This is a genomic window from Cupriavidus sp. MPR-AND1C, from assembly GCF_058809705.1.
In genome coordinates this window covers 43,498-62,572 of the sequence record NZ_JBXASU010000045.1, presented here as the reverse complement: position 1 = coordinate 62,572, position 19,075 = coordinate 43,498, and the positions used below count along the sequence as shown (strand labels likewise).

Annotated in this window: 14 protein-coding genes; 10 read left to right on the top strand and 4 right to left on the bottom strand. The window is 67.7% G+C overall.

Translation table 11 applies throughout. The annotated features are described in order from the left end of the window. A partial coding sequence (locus AC1RWI_RS22775; RefSeq protein WP_492868926.1) for a type VI secretion IcmF C-terminal domain-containing protein occupies positions 1-1,449 on the top strand: 1,449 nt, incomplete at its 5' end. Positions 1,450-1,710: 261 nt separating this feature from the next. Beyond that, on the top strand, positions 1,711-3,321 hold the full coding sequence (locus AC1RWI_RS22770) for an EAL domain-containing protein (protein WP_492868924.1): 1,611 nt from the start codon (positions 1,711-1,713) through the stop codon (positions 3,319-3,321). A 43-nt stretch (positions 3,322-3,364) separates the two neighbouring features. On the opposite strand, the gene AC1RWI_RS22765 is transcribed toward AC1RWI_RS22770, so the two are convergent. Further along, complete coding sequence (locus AC1RWI_RS22765) at positions 3,365-3,874, bottom strand: Lrp/AsnC family transcriptional regulator (RefSeq protein WP_043356167.1); 510 nt, start codon at positions 3,872-3,874, stop codon at positions 3,365-3,367. Positions 3,875-4,097: 223 nt separating this feature from the next. On the opposite strand from AC1RWI_RS22765, the gene AC1RWI_RS22760 reads away from it, so the two are divergent. The 3 genes from AC1RWI_RS22760 to mdeB all read left to right on the top strand — a co-directional run bounded on the left by AC1RWI_RS22760 (position 4,098) and on the right by mdeB (position 8,991). Continuing rightward, on the top strand, positions 4,098-5,114 hold the full coding sequence (locus AC1RWI_RS22760; protein ID WP_492868921.1) for a 1-aminocyclopropane-1-carboxylate deaminase: 1,017 nt from the start codon (positions 4,098-4,100) through the stop codon (positions 5,112-5,114). Positions 5,115-5,294: 180 nt separating this feature from the next. Further along, positions 5,295-6,257 carry a Bug family tripartite tricarboxylate transporter substrate binding protein gene (locus tag AC1RWI_RS22755; protein ID WP_492868933.1) on the top strand — a complete coding sequence of 321 codons (963 nt, stop codon included), beginning with the start codon at positions 5,295-5,297 and terminating at the stop codon, positions 6,255-6,257. A 31-nt stretch (positions 6,258-6,288) separates the two neighbouring features. Beyond that, the gene (gene mdeB / locus AC1RWI_RS22750; protein WP_492868919.1) at positions 6,289-8,991 is read left to right on the top strand and encodes an alpha-ketoglutarate dehydrogenase; all 2,703 of its coding nucleotides are present in this window, start codon (positions 6,289-6,291) and stop codon (positions 8,989-8,991) included. A 38-nt stretch (positions 8,992-9,029) separates the two neighbouring features. On the opposite strand, the gene AC1RWI_RS22745 is transcribed toward mdeB, so the two are convergent. Next, entirely contained in the window at positions 9,030-9,932 is a 903-nt protein-coding gene (locus tag AC1RWI_RS22745) for a LysR family transcriptional regulator (RefSeq protein WP_043356162.1), read from the bottom strand. A gap of 131 nt (positions 9,933-10,063) precedes the next feature. On the opposite strand from AC1RWI_RS22745, the gene mdlC reads away from it, so the two are divergent. From mdlC to AC1RWI_RS22720, 5 genes are all read left to right on the top strand, one after another. Continuing rightward, positions 10,064-11,704: a benzoylformate decarboxylase gene (gene mdlC / locus AC1RWI_RS22740; protein ID WP_492868917.1), complete on the top strand. Its 1,641-nt coding sequence runs from the start codon at positions 10,064-10,066 to the stop codon at positions 11,702-11,704. A gap of 59 nt (positions 11,705-11,763) precedes the next feature. Then, a complete protein-coding gene (locus AC1RWI_RS22735) occupies positions 11,764-13,215 on the top strand; it encodes an aldehyde dehydrogenase (RefSeq protein WP_492868915.1) in 1,452 nt (483 codons plus the stop codon). A 74-nt stretch (positions 13,216-13,289) separates the two neighbouring features. After that, a complete protein-coding gene (locus tag AC1RWI_RS22730; protein ID WP_492868931.1) occupies positions 13,290-14,246 on the top strand; it encodes a ketopantoate reductase family protein in 957 nt (318 codons plus the stop codon). 167 nt (positions 14,247-14,413) lie between these two features. Beyond that, positions 14,414-15,796, top strand: coding sequence for an MFS transporter (locus AC1RWI_RS22725; RefSeq protein ID WP_492868913.1), 1,383 nt, complete (start codon positions 14,414-14,416; stop codon positions 15,794-15,796). A 122-nt stretch (positions 15,797-15,918) separates the two neighbouring features. Beyond that, the gene (locus tag AC1RWI_RS22720) at positions 15,919-16,779 is read left to right on the top strand and encodes an alpha/beta fold hydrolase (protein ID WP_492868911.1); all 861 of its coding nucleotides are present in this window, start codon (positions 15,919-15,921) and stop codon (positions 16,777-16,779) included. On the opposite strand, the gene AC1RWI_RS22715 is transcribed toward AC1RWI_RS22720, so the two are convergent. Beyond that, on the bottom strand, positions 16,745-17,329 hold the full coding sequence (locus AC1RWI_RS22715) for a DUF934 domain-containing protein (RefSeq protein ID WP_043356154.1): 585 nt from the start codon (positions 17,327-17,329) through the stop codon (positions 16,745-16,747). The genes AC1RWI_RS22720 and AC1RWI_RS22715 overlap by 35 nt on opposite strands. Continuing rightward, positions 17,322-19,061, bottom strand: coding sequence for a nitrite/sulfite reductase (locus AC1RWI_RS22710; protein WP_492868909.1), 1,740 nt, complete (start codon positions 19,059-19,061; stop codon positions 17,322-17,324). The genes AC1RWI_RS22715 and AC1RWI_RS22710 overlap by 8 nt, the downstream gene beginning before the upstream one ends. Between the last annotated feature and the right edge of the window lie 14 nt (positions 19,062-19,075).

Genomic DNA, 19,075 nt, shown 5'->3' with positions numbered 1-19,075 from the left:
GCCGATGCGCGCCAGTCGCCGGTGATCGCGCTGATGAAGTCGCTCGAATACCAGGGCGGGGCCGGTGCCCGCAAGGACTCGCTGTCCGATACGCTGGTGGCCAGGACGCAGGATCTGCTGGGCAAGAAGCCGGCGGGGCCCGAGGTGGCGAAGCCGGACGCGGCGGGGCCGCTGGGCGCGGCCTTTGGCCCGGTGCTGCGGCTGGTGGCGCAGGGCCAGCCTGGCAGCGCCAATGCGGGCACCCATGCTGGCACCAACGCGGGCGCCAGCGGTGACCTGAGCCTGCAACGCTTTCTTGACCGCGCGACGGCACTGCGCTTGCGCTTGCAGCAGGTCGGCAACAGCGCCGATGCCGATGCGCAGGCCCGCCAGATGGCGCAGGCGCTGTTCCAGGGCAAGGGCTCGGAGCTGGCCGACACCCAGGCCTATGCGCAGCTGATGGCGGCGAGCCTCGGCAGCCAGTGGGCGGGCATGGGCGAGACGCTGTTCGTGCGGCCCATCGCGCAGGCCACGCAGACGGTGCTGCAACCGGCGCAGGCGAGCCTGAACGACGCGTGGCGCCAGAGCATTGCGATGACGTGGAGCCGTTCGTTCGCCGGGCGTTATCCGTTTGCCGACACCGCCAACGATGCCTCGCTGGTTGAACTGGCGCGCTTCCTGCGCCCGCACAGCGGCTTGATCGGGGCCTTCCTCGGCACGCAGCTGGCGGGCGTGCTCGAGCTGCAGGGCGATCAGTGGCTGCCGGCAGCCACCGGCGGGCAGGCGCAGTCCTTCGATCCGGCCTTCCTCAACGCGATCAACACCTTGCAGCGCCTGGCGGCGCACCTGCTGGCGCAGGGCGAGCCGCAGTACCGCTTCGCGTTCAGGCCGATCCCCACCCCGGGCCTGATCGACACGCTGCTGACGCTCGATGGGCAGACGCTGCACTACTACAACCAGCGCGAGACGTGGCAGGCGATGACGTGGCCGGGCAAGACCCTGCAGGACCCGGGCACCCGGCTGCAGTGGCAGACCGAGCGCGCCGGCACCAGCAAGAGCTACGAGTTCGGCGGCCGCTGGGGCCTGGTGCGGATGCTGGAGCGGGCGCACATCGAGCCGGTGGATAGCGCGAACTACCAGTTGACGTGGCAGGCGAGGCCGGAAGAGCTGGACAGGCAGGACGGGCAGGACGGGCAGGAAGCGCAGGAAGGGCCGAAGGCCGGTGCCGAGCGCCAGGCCGATGCGCACGGCCGGACCTTCGCCGAAGATCCCGACAGCCTGACCGCGCGCAGCGCCCAGGCGCCTGTTGCGGCGGACGTGACCTATCCGGTGCGCTACCTGATGCGCACCGAGGTCGGGCAGGGGCCGCTGGAGATGCTGGCGCTGCGGGGCTTTGTGCTGCCAACGCGGATCTTCGTGGGCCGGGAGCCGCAGGCGGCGGCCCGCGCCGTGCCTGGTCCGCGCAAGTAGCGCCAGCGGAGCCAGAGAGGGTTGCCGGGAAGATGCGCCGCCCGCACGGCCCGGGCTGGCGCCGCAGCCAAGACCTCAATTTGCCGTCAGGCTGGCCGATATCCAATGGGGGGAGTGGCGAAAAGGTCGCTACGCCTGACACGCGCCCGGTCAGGGAGCAAACCTGACGGAACACTGCCTGGCACAGGTGTTGGCCGGGCCCGATCCATGGGCGCGCGGTTCGACAGGACGAGATCCGGATTTCCGGCGGTATCTGAGAGGATGAAAGTGGGAGACACGGACGATACCTGCGCAAGACTGGCAGCCGCGCTCGATGGCGGCCTGCTCCAGCCGGCATTCCAGCCATTGATCTGCTTCGAAACCGGCGCCATCGTCGGCTTCGAGGTGCTCGCCCGCTGGACGGACCCTGCAACGGGCCCGGTTTCCCCCGTCACTTTTATAGCGATCGCGGAGTCGTGCGGGCTTATCGATCGCCTGACTTCCCATATCGTGCGCACGGCGTGCGCGCAGGCCGTGGGCTGGGGCCAGGGCTTTGTGCTGGCGTTCAACGTGTCGCCGGTGCAATTGCGCGACAAGGCGGTCGTCGCGCTGATCTCGGACGCCGTCACGCAGACGGGATTTCCGCTGGAGCGCATTCAGGTCGAAATCACCGAGGGCGCCATGCAGACCGATATCGAGCTCGCGCGTGCCATCATCGACGATCTGAAGGCACTCGGCATCGGTATCGCGCTGGACGACTTTGGTACCGGCTATGCCAGCCTGACACGCCTGCACGCCCTGCCATTCGACGAGATCAAGATCGATGCCAGCTTTGTGCGCGGCATGCTCGATGACCAGGAGTGCCGCCGGATCGTGACGGCTATCGTGGGGCTGGGCCATAGCATCGGCACGCGTGTTGTCGCGGAAGGCGTGGAGCGCGAAGAGCATGCCACCATACTGCGCAAGCTGGGATGCGACATCGGCCAGGGATGGCTGTGGGCACAGGCGCTGCAACCGGAGCGGATTCCCGCGCTGATCCGGCGGCTTGGCTTGCGCGCGCCGGATCCGCGTCCACTGGATCGTTCGCCGTATCAGCGCCTGCATCAGATGGAGGCGCTCTATGTCGGCGCGCCAGTCGGCCTGTGCTTCCTGGACACGCGCTTGCGGCACGTGCATGTCAATGGGCGCTATGCGGAAATGTTCGGCGCCCAGGCGGACGCCCTTGTTGGCGCTCAACTTGGCGCTCAACTTGGCGCGGACAGCATGCCTGAAGCCGCCGGATCGATCTGCTCGCTGGCGCATGCCGTGCTTGCCGCGCAGGCGTGCTCCCCGGTGGAGCGCGAGATTACCGCCAACGGCGAGGTCTACCTGGTGGTCGGCCAGCGCGTCAACGACGACATCGGGGACGTGATCGGCGTCTCCCTCGTTGCCATTGGCATTTCGGCGCGCAAACGGGCCGAGCTGGCCTTGCGGGAAAGCGAGGAGCATTTCCGCTGCTCGGTCGAGCTGAGCCCCCATATTGCCTGGGCGGCGGACCCTGATGGCACGCTGTGCTATATCAGCCCGAACTTCCGCGACAGCGCAGGGTACGCCATGCAGGACCGCATCGACGCCTGGCGCGCTGCGGTCCATCCTGACGACCAGTTGCGCATCCGGGCGGAGTGGCTTGCCTGGATCCCGAGTGGCCAGCCGTTCGCGACCCGGTTCCGCATCCAGTGGCCGGACGGCAGCTGGCGCCACATGCTGAGCCGTGCCCAGCCGCATCTCGGCGCGAATGGCGCGATCGATCGCTGGTATGGCGTCATCAGCGATATCAGCGCGCAAGCCAGCATGAAGCAGCGGATCGCAGACCTGGAGGACCAGGTTCGTGCCCTGACGGCGCCCGTGGCATAGCGATCCTCGGACCGGACGCATTTGCCGCGCCGCACACGCAGCTTCAGATCGGAAACTGCGTCGTCGACAGCACCTGCTTGAGCACCATGAACGAGCGTATCTGGCGGACCCCCGGCAGATACAGCAATTGCTCCGCATGGAGGCGATTGAAGCTCTCGCTGTCCTTGGTGCGCAGCATCATGAAGTAGTCGAACTCGCCCGTCACCACGTGGCACTCCATGCAACCGGAGACCTGCTGGGCGGCCTTCTCGAACTCGGAGAATGATTCCGGCGTGGACCGGTCCAGCACCACGCCGATCATCACCAGCATCCCCGCGTCCAGCGCGGCCGGGTTCAGCAGCGCCACGATCCCGCGAATCAGCCCGAGTTCCTTGAGCCGCTCCACGCGCCGCAGGCAGGCGGGCGGGCTCAGGCTGACTTTGGCGGCCAGCGCCACGTTCGAGATGGACGCGTCGCGCTGGAGTGCGCGCAGGATGGCTTTATCGGTGCGATCCAATGCCTCGGAATGTGGCACGGGGTGCTCTGTTTTGGTGCGCAATTTTGTTTCGTCCATGATGCTTTATAAAAAACAAAAAAGTGAAAACTAGTTCCGTGAATTTTTTATAGTGCATAAATTGACAGATATTTGCAACCATGTTTCGTGCGTTTTTTTCTAGGATTGAGTCCATCGCAGCATCAACGAAAGGTGGCTCCACATGCCAGTATTCTTCGCCAGCCTTGATGCCTGGATCCCCGCTCTTCACCCGAGTCATCCAAGAAACCCAGGAGTTGCCAGCATGAATCTCAAACGCTTTCCCCGCCACCAGCTGACGTTCGGCCCCACGCCCATCCAGCCGCTCAAGCGCCTGAGCGCGCATCTCGGCGGCAAGGTCGACCTCTATGCCAAGCGTGAGGACTGCAACAGCGGCCTGGCGTTCGGCGGCAACAAGACGCGCAAGCTCGAGTACATCATTCCGGACGCGCTCGCCCAGGGGTGCGACACGCTCGTGTCCATCGGCGGCATCCAGTCCAACCAGACGCGCCAGGTGGCTGCCGTGGCGGCGCATCTCGGCCTGAAGTGCGTGCTGGTGCAGGAGGACTGGGTGAACTACTCCGACGCCGTCTATGACCGCGTTGGCAATATCCAGATGTCTCGCATCATGGGCGCCGACGTGCGCCTGGTCAGCGATGGCTTCGATATCGGGATCCGCAAGAGCTGGGAAGAGGCCATGGAGAGCGTGCGCCAGGCGGGCGGCAAGCCCTACCCGATCCCGGCAGGGTGTTCCGAGCATCCGCTGGGCGGCCTGGGCTTTGTCGGCTTTGCGGAAGAAGTGCGCGCACAGGAAGCCGAGCTCGGCTTCAAGTTCGACTATGTCGTGGTCTGCTCGGTGACCGGCAGCACGCAGGCTGGCATGGTGGTCGGCTTCGCCGCCGATGGCCGGGCCAACCGCGTGATCGGCATCGACGCATCGGCCAAGCCGGCGCAGACCCGGGCGCAGATCCTGCGCATTGCCCGCAACACCGCGCATCTGGTCGACCTCGGCCGCGACATCACCGACGACGACGTGGTGCTCGACACGCGCTACGGCGGGCCGGAGTATGGCTTGCCTTCCGAGGAGACGCTCGAAGCCATCCGGATGAGTGCCAAGCTCGAAGGCATGATGACCGACCCGGTCTACGAAGGGAAATCGATGCAGGGCATGATCGACCTGGTCCGCCGCGGCGAATTCCCGGAAGGCTCCAAGGTGCTCTACGCCCACCTGGGCGGCGCCCCGGCGCTGAGCGCTTATAGCTTCCTGTTCCGCAACGGCTGATCCCGCGCGATGGCTGCCCCCTGATGCCGGCGGCGCAATGCCGGCACCAGGGCTCGCTGGTCCGGCAAAGCCCGCGCCCTTGTTTTGCTCCCCGTTGTTTGCTCCCAGTTTGCTCCCAGTTTGCCCCCCGTCGCTCAATCACAGGAGTAGCGCATGAACGTCGTTTCACGAAGCGTTTCGATGGCGGTGAAGGCGCTGTCGCTGTTGGGCATCGCCATGTGCGCCGCGCATGCGCAGCCCCAGGGATATCCCGCCAGGCCGGTCGTGCTGGTTGTGCCGTTTCCGCCCGGCGGGGCGGTAGACATCATGGGACGATTGGTTGGCAGGAAGCTGGGCGAGCGTCTGGGCCAGCCCGTGGTCATCGAGAACCGCGCGGGCGCCGGCACCATCGTTGGCGCCGGCTATGTGGCAAAGGCCGCGCCTGACGGCTATACGCTGTTCATCAGTTCCGGCTCGACCTTCACGGTCAACCCCGCCATCAACGCCAACCTGCCCTACGATCCCGTGAAGAGCTTCGAGCCCGTCGGCCTGGTCGCGCGCGTGCCCCTGATCCTGCTGGCGAATCGCGATGTCCCGGTGGACAACCTCAGGCAGATGATGGCGGCGGTGAAGGCCGCGCCGGGCAAGTACGCCTACGGCTCGTTCGGCAATGGCACCACCGGCCACTTCGCGGGCGAGATGATCCTGGCCGCTACCGGCATGCAGCTCCAGCATATTCCCTACAAAGGCAGCGCTCCAGCCATTGCCGACCTGATCGGCGGGCAGATTCCGTTCTCGGTCGACACCATCGCGGCATCCCTTGCGCATATCAAGAGCGGCAAGATCAAGGTGATCGCGGTGGCAGGCGCCAGGCGCGCGACGCTGCTGCCGGAGGTGCCCACCGTCGCGGAATCCGGCTTCCCGGGTTTCGATGCGGATTCTTGGGTGGCGATCGCGGCCCCGCGTGGCTTGCCGCCCGATGTCAAGTCACGGCTGGAGAAGGCCCTGGCGCAGACCATGAACGACCATGAGATCCAGGAAAAACTGGTGGCCAATGGCCTGGAGCCGTCCTATGCGACGCCGGAACAGGTCAGCGCCATGATCGACAAGGACCTGCCGCGCATGCGGGCCATTGCCCAGAAGGCCGGTATCCAGGCAAATTGAGCCGGGCAGTTGCCGGCGGGAGCGTATCAAGATGGCATCTCGTGACCGATTCGGTTCCATCCTGGCGAGCGATCCGGTTGTGCAGGCGGATCCGCAGGAATTGCAGGAGTGGTGCGACGCGCTCGACGGCGTGTTGTCGGCCTGGGGCCCGGAGCAGGGCAGGGAGCGCGCCTGCGCCATCCTGGATGCGTTGCTGGCGCATGCCGGCAAGCATCGGTTGCGGTGGCGGCCGGCACAGGTAACGCCTTACCTGAACACGATCCCGGTCGAAGCGCAACCAGCCTATCCCGGCGACCTGGCGATGGAGCAGCGCCTGTCGGCAATCCTGCGCTGGAACGCGCTCGCCATGGTGGTGCGCGCCAACCAGGCGCATGGCGAGCTTGGCGGCCACATCGCGAGCTATGCTTCGGCGGCGGATCTGTTCGAGGTCGGCTACCAGCATTTCTTTCGCGGCCCTGATGCCGCGCAAGGCGGGGACCTCGTCTTTTTTCAGCCGCATTCGGCGCCTGGCGTCTATGCGCGTGCCTTCCTGGAAGGCCGGCTGGACGAAGCATCGCTTTGCCACTACCGGCAAGAGATCGTTGCCGAAGGCAAGGGGATTCGCGGCCTGAGTTCTTACCCGCATCCTTACCTGATGCCGGACTTCTGGCAGTTCCCCACCGGCTCGATGGGCATCGGCCCGCTCAATGCCATCTACCAGGCGCGTTTCATGCGCTACCTGGAAAACCGGGGCTTGAAAGCGACCAGCGAGCGCCGGGTCTGGGGCTTCTTCGGCGATGGCGAGATGGACGAGCCGGAGTCGATCGCCGCGCTGACGCTGGCCGCCCGGGAAAAGCTGGATAATTGCACGTTCGTCATCAACTGCAATCTCCAGCGCCTGGACGGGCCGGTGCGCGGCAACGGGCGCATTGTCGATGAGCTCGAGGCCTTGTTCGCGGGGGCGGGATGGCATGTCGTCAAGTGCTTGTGGGGGTCGGAGTGGGACGCGCTGCTGGCGCGTGACCACGATCACGCCATCAGCCGCGCGTTCGCGCAGACCGTGGATGGCGAGTTCCAGACGCTCTCGGCCAACGATGGCGCGTTCAACCGCGAGAACTTCTTCAGCAAGACGCCGGCGCTGCGCTCGCTGGTGGCGCATCTCTCTAACGACGAGATCGACCACCTGCGCCGGGGCGGGCACGATCCGGCGAAGATCTACGCGGCCTTTGCCGAAGCCGCCAGGCGCAATGGGCGTCCCTGCGTGGTGCTGGCCAAGACCATGAAAGGCTACGGCGTGGGCGCCATCGCGCAAGGCCGGATGACCACGCACCAGCAAAAGAAGCTGGGCCCGGTTGATCTGCTCGCGTTCAGGGACCGCTTCCAGCTGCCGCTGACCGACGAACAGGTGGCCCAGGCCGCGTTCTACCGCCCGGCCCAGGACAGCCCCGAGATTCGCTACCTGCAAGCCAGGCGCGCCGCCCTCGGCGGCTATCTGCCCGCGCGCCATCCTGGCGCCGAATCGTTGCCGGTGCCCGGGCTGGACAAGACCGCCGCGTTCGCCCTGCACGCCGACGGCAAGGCCATGAGCTCCACCATGGCCCTGGTGCGGTACCTGGGCGCCTTGCTCAAGGATCCCGTGCTGGGCCCGCGGATCGTCCCGATCGTCGCCGACGAAGCGCGGACGTTCGGCATGGCGAACCTGTTTCGCCAGGTCGGCATCTACGCGCCCTTCGGCCAGCTGTACCAGCCGGAGGATTCGGCTTCGATGCTGTCGTACCGGGAAGTCAAGGATGGCCAGATCCTGGAGGAGGGCATCACGGAAGCCGGCGCGCTGTCCTCATGGACCGCGGCGGCCACCAGTTACGCCACGCACGGCACCACCATGCTGCCGTTCTATATCTACTACAGCATGTTCGGCTTCCAGCGCGTGGGCGATTTGATCTGGGCCGCGGCCGACCAGCGCGCACGCGGGTTCCTGATCGGCGCGACCTCGGGGCGTACCACCCTGGGGGGCGAGGGCCTGCAGCACCAGGACGGCACGAGCCACCTGGCGGCGTCGACCATTCCCAACTGCCGCGCCTACGATCCGGCCTTTGCCGGGGAGCTGGCGGTCATCGTCGACCACGGCATGCGGCGCATGGTCAGCGAACAGGCCGACGAGTTCTATTACGTTACCGTCACCAATGAAAGCGTCGAGAATCCGAGCCTGCCGGCCCAAGCGCACGAAGGCGTGGTGCGGGGCATGTACCTGCTGCGGCGCGGCGCGGCGTGCGAGCACCGCGTGCAGTTGTTCGGCAGCGGCGCCATCATGGGGGAAGTCCTGAAGGCAGCGCGCCAGCTCGAGCAGGGGCATGGCATTGCCGCCGATGTCTGGAGCGTGACCAGCTACATCGAGCTGGCGCGTGAAGGGGTGGAGCGCGAACGCCTGTGGCGCCATGGCGAGGTTCCTGCCATCGATAGCTGGTTCGGGCGGCAGCTCGGGGCGGGCAGCGGCCCGATTGTCGCGGCCACCGACTATGTGCGCGCGCTGCCGGAGCTGGTGCGTGCTTTTGTCCCGCCGGGGCGGCGCTATGTGACGCTGGGCACCGATGGCTTCGGACGCAGCGATTCGCGGGCCGCACTGCGGCGCTATTTCGAGGTCGATGCCGCGGCCATCGTCCAGGCCAGCCTGGCGGCGATGGCGGAGATCGTGGCCGATGAGATGGCTTGCGAAAGAAGGCACCTTGCCGAGGTGATTTCCCTGGCGTCGATATAGTCAGCTGGCGACCCTCATCAAGCCCCATCAGGCTCCCATCAAGCCGCGGTCAGCTGGCGCAGTGCTTCCAGCAGCTTGACCGCGGGGCCGGGCAGGATGCCTTGGCGCCGCCGGAAGGCCGTCAGCGTACGCGTGCCGACCCCGCCGGGAATGTGCAGAATGTCGATCACGCCGGCCTTGCGCTCGGCCTCGACCATCGGCTCGGCCATCCAGCTCAGGAAGCCGGATTGCGCGACCAGGCTCTTGAGCGCGGTCACCGAACGCGTCTCCACGACGATGTTCGGCAGGCCCAGGCCCTGCGCCGCAAACACCTGCCGCATGTGCTCGAACGGCCCGGTGCCCCGGGGCGGGATGGCCCATTGCTGGTCAAGGGTATCGGCCAGGGTCAGTGCCGGCTTGCGCCGCAGCGGGTGGCCCGGCGCTGCCACCACGTAGCTGCGGTCCTCCCACCGGCAGTCGGCAATGGCCTCGATCTCGTCGGTGTCCGGCGCGCAGATGCTGAGCGCCAGGTCGATCTCATGCCGGATCAGGCTTTGCGCCAGCCGGTCCCACACGCCCTCGGTAATCTCCACGCGCAGGTTCGGCCACGCCTTGGTGACGCGGCCAACAGCCAGCGGCAGCACCAGGCTGGCGATGCTGCCCACCGCGCCCACCTTGATGGTGCCCTTGGCCAGGCCGCGCATGGCATCGATCTCCTCGCGCGCGTGCTCGGCCTCGCGCTGCAGCAGCGTGGCATGGGGGAGCAGGGCGCTGCCCACCGCGGTGAGCAGCATGCCCTTGGCGTGCCGCTCGAACAGCGGTGCGCCAAGCTCGTCCTCCAGCCGCTTGATGGTGCGGCTCAGGGCAGGCTGGGTCACGTGCAGCGCGTCGGCGGCCCGGCCCAGGCTGCCGCTGGCGACGATGGTGGTGAAGGCCTTGAGCTGGCGCAGATCGAAAGTCATGCGCAAAAGTAATGCCTTTTGGCCAAGAAGGCAATATTCAATTAAGGGTCGGGCTCGCATACTCTGCACACCAGGCACGCACTGGCCTTGGGCCAGGCGTTCAAACGAATGCATCGACGAGAGAGATTTGCATGACCGGTAGCACGACAACCGTGGCGGGCGCCGCGCGTAACGTAACCAGCGCAACCAGCGCAACCAGCGCAACCAGCACCGTGCGCGACGCCGTGATCGACCTGCTGCGCCAGCTTGGCATCACTTCGGTGTTTGCCAATCCCGGCTCGACCGAGCTACCGATGTTCCGGGATTTTCCCGCCGACTTCCGTTACGTGCTCGGGCTGCAGGAGGCGGTGGTGGTGGGCATGGCCGATGGTTTTGCGCAGGCCAGCCGCAATGCATCGCTGGTCAACCTGCATTCGGCGGCTGGCGTGGGCAACGCCATGGGCAATATCTTCACCGCGTTCAAGAACCGCACGCCGATGATCGTCACGGCGGGCCAGCAAGCGCGCTCGATCCTGCCGTTCGATCCCTTCCTGTCTTCTACCCAGGCCACCGAGCTGGCCAAGCCCTACGTCAAGTGGAGCATCGAGCCGGCGCGCGCCGCAGATGTGCCGCTGGCCATCGCACGCGCCTATTACGTGGCGATGCAGGAGCCGCGCGGCCCGGTGCTGGTCTCGATCCCGGTGGACGACTGGGACCAGCCGGCCGAACGGGTGGCCGCGCGCGCCGTCAGCACCGAGGTGCGGCCCGATCCGGTGGCGATCGGGCGCGTTGGCGCCGCGCTGGATGCCTGCGAGCGGCCTGCCTTCGTCATCGGCGGCGCGGTCGATCGCGCCGGTGCTTGGGACGACGTGGTGCGCCTGGCCGAGACGCACAATGCGCGCGTCTATGTGGCGCCCATGTCCGGCCGCTGCGGCTTCCCGGAAGACCATCGCCTGTTCGCCGGTTTCCTGCCCGCCATGCGCGAGAAGATCGTCGGCCTGCTGGGCGGGCACGACCTGATCCTGGTGCTGGGTGCGCCGGCCTTTACCTACCATGTGGAAGGCGCGGGCCCCCACGTGCCGGAGGGCGCCACGCTGTATCAGCTGATCGACGATCCGGCCATCGCGGCCTGGACGCCGGTGGGCGCATCGGTGGTGGGCAATATCCGGCTCGGCGTGCTTGACCTGCTGGCGCGGCCCGCGCCCAGGGCGCGCCCGTTGCCTGCCCCGCGCCAGCCACTCCCGCATGCCGAACCGACGCGGCTGATGTCCACCGCCTATGTGCTCCAGACCCTGGCCGAGGTGCGCGACGCCGCCGACATCGTGGTCGAAGAAGCGCCCAGCGCGCGTCCCGTCATGCAGGGTTACCTGCCGTTCACGCAAAGCGGCACCTTCTACACCATGGACAGCGGCGGGCTGGGCTACGGCATGCCCGCCGCCGTTGGCGTGGCGCTGGCCCGGCCGGGGTCACGCGTCATCGCGCTGATCGGCGATGGCTCCAGCATGTACTCGATCCAGGCCATCTGGAGCGCGGTCCAGCTCAAGCTGCCGATCACCTTCGTGATTCTCAACAACGCACGCTACGCCGCGCTGCAGGACTTCGCGCCGGAATTTGGCTTTGCCCCGTCCGATCCGGTGCAGGGCACGGACCTGCCAGGGATCGATTTCGTGGCGCTGGCGCAAGGCATGGGCTGTGAAGGCACGCGCGTGCGGGACGCTGCGCGGCTGCGCGATGCGCTAGCCGATGGGTTGCGCTCGCAGGTGCCGACGCTGGTCGAAGTCGAGGTTGCCTGAGTCGCAACCCTGGGCCGCAGGCAAGCAAACCGCGGGCAAGCAAAACAAAGGAGACAAGCATGCAGAAGATTTCGTTGCTGATCGACGGCCAACAACGCCAGGCCGGCAATGGCGCCACCTTCGAGCGCCGCAATCCCCTGGACGGCGAGGTAGCCACGATTGCCCCGGCCGCTACGGTAGCCGATGCGCTGTCGGCGGTGGACGCCGCCGCCGCGGCCTTCGACGCCTGGGCCGCCATCGGCCCGAGCGCGCGCCGCGCGCTGCTGACCAGGGCCGCGCATGCGCTGGAAGCCCGCAGCGAAGCCTTTGCCGCCGCGATGGCCGCCGAGACCGGCGCCTCCGCCATGTGGGCCGGCTTCAACGTGCACCTGGCTGCGGCCGGCCTGCTTGAAGCGGCCAGCCTGACCACGCAGATCCATGGCGAGGTCATTCCGTCGGACGTGCCGGGCAGCCTGGCCATGGGCGTGCGCCAGCCGGCCGGCGTGGTGCTTGGCATGGCGCCCTGGAACGCCCCGGTCATCCTGGCCGTGCGCGCCATCGCCTTGCCGCTGGCCTGCGGCAATACTGTCGTGCTGAAGGGTTCGGAGATCTGTCCGGCCACGCACGGGTTGATCATCGAAGCCATGCAGGAGGCCGGCCTGCCCAGGGGCGTGGTGAACTTCGTCACCAATGCGCCGGCCGATGCGGGCGAACTGGTGGAGGCCATGATCGCCCATCCGGCGGTACGGCGCGTGAACTTCACCGGCTCCACGCGCGTGGGCAAGCTCATCGCCGCCAGCTGTGCCAGGCACTTGAAGCCGGTGGTGCTTGAGCTGGGCGGCAAGGCCCCGTTGCTGGTGCTGGACGATGCCGATATCGATGCCGCCGTCGCCGGCGCCGCCTTTGGCGCGTTTGCCAATTCCGGCCAGATCTGCATGTCGACCGAGCGCATCATCGTCGACAGCAAGATCGCCGACGCCTTTGTCGCGCAACTGGCGGCCAAGGCCAGCGCGCTGCCGCTGGGCGATCCGCGCAAGGGGCCGGTGGTGCTGGGCTCCGTGGTCGACATGAGCACCGTTGCGCGCTGCAACGCCCTGATCGACGATGCCTTGGCCAAGGGTGCAAAGCTGTTGTGCGGCGGCAAGGCGGACAGCACCCTGATGCCGGCCACGCTGCTCGATCACGTCACGCCGCGGATGCGGATCTATGCGCAAGAGTCGTTCGGCCCGGTCAAGCCCATCGTGCGCGTCAGCGGCGACGCCGAGGCCATCGCCTGCGCCAACGACAACGAGTACGGGCTGTCGTCGGCGGTATTCAGCCGCGACGTGGCGCGGGCCATGAACGTGGCCAGGCGCATTCAATCCGGCATCTGCCATATCAATGGCCCGACGGTGCACGACGAGGCGCAGATGCCCTTCGGCGGCGTCAAAAGCAGCGGCTTTGGCCACTTTGGCGGGCAGGCCGGCATTGCCGAGTTCACTGACCTGCGCTGGGTCACCGTGCAGACGACGCCGCGCCACTATCCGTTCTAGGCCGCGGGCGGCCGGGTTGCCGCCTCGCCGGAACTTCGCCACCCAACGAGCGCCGGAATCCGGCGAGACCTATGATCAAGATCGCAATTCTCGGGGCCGGGGCCATGGGCTCGCTGTTCGGCGCACGCCTTGCCGAAGCGGACCATGCCGTTACCTTGCTCGATATCAACGACGCGCATCTCGACGCGATCCGCCGCTTTGGCCTGCGCTTGCAGACCGATGAGGCGGACCGGCGGGTCCACGGCATGCGGGCGCTGCGCCCGGAACAGGCGGATGCCGTCCCCGAACTGCTGATCGTCTTTACTAAATCCATGCACACGCGCGCCGCGATGGCGGGCGTGCGCCACCTGCTGGGGCCGGACACGACAGTGCTGTCGCTGCAGAACGGCCTGGGCAGCGTCGATGCGATTTGCGAGTTCGTGCCGGCGCATCGGCTCCTGATCGGCGTCACCACATGGCCGGCCGACCTGGTTGGCCCCGGGCACGTGCATTCGCACGGCGAGGGCGGGATCCGGATGATGAGCGCCGATGGCGTGGACCGGCCCGCGGTGGCGGGGACGGTGGCGGCGCTGGAGCGCGCCGGGCTGCACTGCACGGCCGATGCCGATGTATGGGCCGCGATCTGGGAGAAGGTGGCCTTCAACGCCGCGCTGAACCCCCTGTGCGCGGTCACTGGCAGCACCGTGGACCAGCTGGGCAACATCCCGGATGGCACCGCGCTGGCCTTGGCCGTGGTGGCCGAGGTGCTGGCCGTGGCCAGGAGCCAGGGCGTGGCTGTCGATGCGGGCAAGGTCGGCGCCAACGTGTTGCACGCCATCGGCCATCACATCGGCCACAAGCCATCCATGCTGCAGGACATCCTTGCCGCCCGGCGCACCGAGATCGATGCGATCAACGGCGCCGTGGTGGCCGCGGCGCGGCGCAGCGGGGTGCCGGTGCCGTGCACCGAGAGCCTGCTGCAACTCGTCCGGCTGATCGAAGCCCGGGCGGCCAACGGCGGGCAGGGCGCCAGTCGGCTCCAGGAGCACTGAGCCACGGCACGCCGTGGCATCAAGACGCAAGACGCAAGACAAAAAAGCGCTGGCCCCGGCCAAAGCGTCCATCGACAGGAGACACGCATGAATACGCATCTGTTCCGCGCCATTGCCGCGGGCCGCATTTCCATCGCGCCCGGCGCGCATCGCCATGGAGCGCCAGCATGAGCGCGAACCTGCGGCAAACCGGCACGCCGGTCGATGTGGGCCGTGTGCTCGACGACGGCCCTTTCACGGCCATGCAGAAGATCGTCGTGATGCTGGCGGCGCTGTCCATCGTGATGGACGGCTTCGACGGCCAGTTGATCGGCTTCGCGATTCCCGTGCTGATCAAGGAGTGGGGCATCACCCGCAGCGCCTTCGCGCCCGCGGTGGCCGCGGGGCTGGTGGGCATGGGCATCGGCAGCGCGTGCGCCGGCCTGTTCGCGGACCGCTTTGGCCGCAGGTGGGCCGTGATCGGCAGCGTCTTCCTGTTTGGCGCGGCCACCTGCGCCATCGGCTTCGCCCCGGACATCACGACGATCGCCGTGCTGCGCCTGATCGCCGGGCTTGGCATCGGCGGCGCCTTGCCAAGCTCCACCACCATGACGGCCGAGTTCACCCCGGCACGCAGCCGTACGCTGGCGGTGACGGCCACCATCGTCTGCGTGCCGCTGGGCGGCATGCTGGCCGGTCTGTTCGCCAGCGTGGTCCTGCCGGCCTATGGCTGGCGCGGCTTGTTCTTTATCGGCGGCGCCCTGCCGCTGGGCCTGGGCGTGCTGCTGATGCTGGTGCTGCCCGAGTCGCCGCGCTTCCTGGTGCGCCGAGCGCACCGGTGGGACGAACTGCGCCGGCTGCTCGGCCGCATGTCCAGGCCGCTGCCGGAGCACGCCGTCTTCACCGACCTGGCCGAGCGCGGCGCGGAAAGCCGCAAGGGCTTCGGCGCACTGTTCGCGCCCGGGCAGGCGCGCGACACGCTGGCGATCTGGTGCGCATTCTTCATGTGCCTGCTGGCCGTCTACAGCGCCTTTAGCTGGCTGCCGACCATGCTGGCGTCGGAGGGGCTGAACGTGGCGGTCGCGGGTTCCGGCCTGACCGCCTACAACCTCGGCGGTGTCGTCGGCGCGCTGTGCTGCGCGGTTGCCATCGCGCGCTTCGGCTCGCGCTGGCCGTTGGCGATCTGTTGCGCCGGCGGGGCGGCCAGCGCGCTGCTGCTGCAAGGCGTGGATGTTCGCCAAAGTACGGCGCTGCTGATCTTCGGCCTGGGCGTGCACGGCATGTTCGTCAATGCGGTGCAGTCGACCATGTACGCGCTGTGTGCCTTCGTATACCCCACGGCGGTGCGGGCCACCGGCACGGCGTCGGCGCTGGCCTTTGGCCGCCTCGGGGCCATCCTCAGCGCCTTCGCGGGCGCGGCGGTGATCACCGCGGGCGGCGCCTCGGCCTACCTCGGCATGCTCGGCGCGGCGATGGCCGCCGTGCTGGTGGCGCTGCTTGCGGTCAAGGGGCATATCCCGAAGCTGGCGCGTGCGCCGGCCAGGGATGACGCGGTCCTCGTGCGGTCCTGAGGCCAGGGACGGTACATCCGGAATTCGCTATGATCCGGGATCGGAACCGTCTTTCGCGCGTCCGGCATCCCCAGGTGCGCCGAGGCAGATAGCCGCGCCCGGAGGCCAGATGGCGCGCGCCCATGCCAATGACCCAGATCAGCAGCAAAACGCCTGTCGCTTCAATCCAACCCGAAGCGCAGGCGGCCGCCCTGTTGCAACAAGCCGAGCGGATCGTCACCGATGTCGATGGCTGCCGCATGGTCTGGCGCCGCTTTGGCGAGGGGCACCCCGTGGTCCTGCTGCATGGCGGGCATGGCAGCTGGCTGCACTGGGTGCGCAATATCGAGGCGCTGGCCGCGCACCGCGCGGTGTGGGCGCCGGACATGCCGGGGTTTGGCGAGTCGGACGATATCGCCAGCGATCTTTCCGTGATGACCGGCACGCTGGTCAGGGGCATCAGGCAGTTGCCCGGCTGCGACAAGGCGCTCAGCCTAGTCGGCTTCTCCTTCGGCGGGCTGGTGGCGGCCAACGTGGCCGCATCGCTCGGCACCGTGTGCCGGCTGGCGCTGATGGGCTCAGGCGGCCATGGCGGCATCCGCCGCCAGCAGCGTGCGCTGGTGGACTGGCGCAAGGCCGGGGATGCCGAGGCCCTGGCGGTGGCGATGCGCTACAACCTGGAAGCGTTCATGCTGGCCGACCCGGCCAGGATCGATGCCATGGCCATGTACGCGCACACCGAGTCCTGCCGCCTCACGCGCTTTCGCAGCAAGAACATTTCCCGCGCCGGCGACCTGCGCGGCGCGCTGGACCGCTTCGGCGGCGAGGTGCTGCTGGCCTGGGGCGAGCACGACGTCACGGCGGATCCTGTCCAGGCCATCGCGGCAATGACCCAGGACAGCCCGCGCCGCGAAGGCCGCGTCATTGCCAACGCGGGCCACTGGGTCCAGTACGAGGCCCACGCGCCTGTCAACGCATTGCTGGACGGCTGGTTGCCGACATAGCCGGCGCGGCCGCCGCCGGGTACGTCTTCTGGTAATGCACCGTGAACGTCCCTAGCGCCGCCAGCGCGGCCTGCGGGTCGTGGCTCGGCTTGACGGCGAAGGCATCAAAGCCGCAGCGCGCCATGTAGTGCACGGTATCGATCATCACGTCGCCCACCGCGCGCAGCTCGCCGCCCCAGCCATATTGCGTGCGCAGCAGCTGCGCCAGCGAATAGCCGCGCCCGTCGGTATAAACCGGGAAGTCGATCGCCAGGTGCGCGATGCCGGTGGCATCGATGGTGGCTCCGCCCGCCTCAAGCAGGTCTTCAGGATCCGCGTCCGGGCCGAGGTACACGGCTACCGGGTGGCGGCGCAGGCGCAGGGCATCGCGTGCCGCCCGCCATGTGGCAAGGGTGACCAGCCAGCCGTTTTCGTCGGGCGGCAGCGCGTGTGTTGCCGATGCCGATGCCGGCGCGTTCTTGTCCGGCACGAAGGCGCGCCAGATGTCTGCTTCAAGCTGGCCGTTGCGAATCACATTGTTCAGCGGTGGCAATGATGGGTGATCAGGCACGGGCTTGCTCCGCTTGCTGCCGCCGCGCGACGATCCTTGGGTCCTGGTAGACCGCTTGCTTGAAGGGTTCCGGGCCAACCCGCTCCACCACGTCGATAAACCGCTCCGCCTCGCTGTCGCGCAGGGACAGGTAGGTATCGATCAGCAGCGCCACCACATCCGGGATTTCATCGCGCGCGAACGACGGGCCGATGATGCGGCCGATCGCCGCGCCGCCGCCCTTGTGCTGATCCAGCAACGCATGGCCGGCCGCGCCGTTCTGGCGCCCGCCGATGGTCACCTGGTACCACTCCTCGCCGGCCTTGTCCACGCCAAGGATGCCGATATGGCCCACGTGGTGGTGCCCGCAGGAGTTGATGCAGCCGGAGATGTTCAGGTCCAGCTCGCCGATCTCGAACAGGTAGTCCAGGTCGTCGAAGCGGCGCTGGATGGCCTCGGCCAGCGGAATCGACACCGCGTTGGCCAGTGCGCAGAAGTCCCCGCCCGGGCAGGCAATGATATTGGTGAGCAGGCCGATGTTGGCGGTGGCCAGGTTGAGCGCGTCCAGCGCCTGCCAGAGCGCAAACAGCGCGCTGCGGCGCACGTCGGCCAGGATCAGGTTCTGCTCGTGCGAGACCCGCAGCTCGCCAAAGCCAAAGCGCTCCGCCAGGTCCGCCACCGCATCCATCTGGTCGGCGGTGATGTCGCCGGGCGGCATGCCGGTGGCCTTCAGCGAGACGGTCACGGCGGCGTAGCCGGGCACGCGATGCGCATGCACGTTGCTGCGCAGCCAGCGGGCAAAGCGCGGATGCGCTGCCGCCAGTTCGGGATCCGGGCCGGCCTCGTGCGCCGCCGCGGGATCATGGTACGGCGTGGTGAAGCGGCCCGCCACGCCGGCCACGAAGTCCGCGCTGACCGTGTCCGGCCCGCCGCGGATCCGCTGCCATTGCTCGTCCACCTGTTGCGCGAACACGCCCGGCGTCAGGTCCTTGACCAGGATCTTGATGCGCGCCTTGTACTTGTTGTCGCGCCGGCCGTGCAGGTTGTAGACGCGCAGCGTGGCCTGCAGGTAGGTGAGCAGGTCGGACCAGTGCACGAAGGCATTGATCAGCTTGCCGACCATGGGCGTGCGGCCCATGCCGCCGCCCACCCACACGCGGAAGCCAAGCTCGCCATCGCGCTCCACGGCCTGCAGGCCGATATCGTGCACGCCCACCGCGGCGCGGTCCGTGGTGGCGCCGCTCACCGCGATCTTGAACTTGCGTGGCAGGAAGGCAAACTCGGGATGCAGCATCGACCACTGGCGGATGATCTCGCACCACACCAGGGGGTTCACGATCTCATCCGGCGCCAGCCCGGCGAAGTGGTCGGTGGTGGTGTTGCGGATGCAATTGCCGCTGGTCTGGATGGCGTGCATCTGCACGGTCGCCAGCTCCGCCAGGATGGCTGGCGCGTCTTCCAGGCGCGGCCAGTTGAACTGCATGTTCTGCCGCGTGCTGAAGTGCCCGTAGCCACGGTCAAAGCGGCGCGCTATCTCGGCCAGCTTGCGCAGTTGCCGCGACACCAGCATGCCGTAGGGAATTGCCACGCGTAGCATGGGCGCATGGCGCTGGATGTAGAGGCCGTTCTGCAGCCGCAGCACGCGGAACTCGTCCTCGGTGAGCTGGCCGGTGAGAAACCGTTCGGTCTGGCCGCTGAACTGCGCAACGCGCTGGTCGACCAGTTGCTGGTCGACGGTGTCATACACATACATGAAGCACTTCCAGG